Source organism: Vibrio sp. 1249-1 (assembly GCF_033340495.1).
Genome location: NZ_JAWOWJ010000249.1, coordinates 1 through 909 on the forward strand (window position 1 = coordinate 1; position 909 = coordinate 909).

Below are 909 nucleotides of genomic sequence, written 5' to 3' on the forward strand. Positions count from 1 at the left end.
TGTAGTTTTGGATCAAGCGTCAAAAAGTCAGATCTCAGCATTGAGTACTCAGTAGGGTAGAGTGAATGCCAGTTAAACTGAGTAGTCAACCAGGGCGCGGAAGAACCACCTGAACCTAAAATGATATTTTTAAGGTTGTCACCGGCTTGCTGTAACAGGTAGGTCTTATCCTGGGTATTGCGCCAGTTGTACAGGTTCACGTATTCAGCAGAGCCATCGTCATAGAGCCTGATGTTGTCAATGTCGACATGTGGCTGCTTATGCAGCCGCTGTAGCATAAGTTTTAGGTTGTCATATGACTTCAGCGTGTTGGTACTGATTGAAACCTTGAGTCTGTGATGATCTTCTGCAAAGGCAGAAATAGCTTCAAGCATTTCTGCCGATGTATGGTTTGACTCAAGTGGGAAGCGACTGATATTCAGTTGCGCCAGATGCTCTTGCGTCGGATTGATACGGCCCCAGGACACATAGCGCTCAGCTGTCGGGTGAGCCTCTGCAGAGGCGATGATGTCCAATACCTGATGTAAAGAGGGGAGAGATGCGTGATCAACATAAACTTCCAGTGATGGAGACACCACGGACACTTTTGCATCGGTTGAGTACTGATCACCATTCTTACTGGTTCCTTTAAACTGGAAGCAATACTCTTCATCGTTGTCCAGTTTTGGAGCGGTAAGTGTCAGATTGACGGTTTGGCTTGTGTCAGAAGGAATAATGGATATCGAACCACATGTTTGAGTCCAGCTGAAACTTTCTAAATCGGGATTGCTGTCGTTTTGAATCGGATTAAGGGTAAATTCTTGATTGTCTATGACATCGAATTTGACGCTGTTGTTGTGGGTCTGATGATCGTCATCAGAGCAGCCTGCGAGAATTGCAGCTGTTAAGAGTAGCCAAGGCTTAACGTCC

The 909-nt window shown here is 45.9% G+C and carries 1 protein-coding gene; it reads right to left on the reverse strand.

Annotation, left to right across the window (positions count from 1 at the left end):
• The coding region (locus tag R7Z50_RS25605; protein WP_318149488.1) for a PKD domain-containing protein at positions 1-909 on the reverse strand (909 nt) is incomplete at both ends.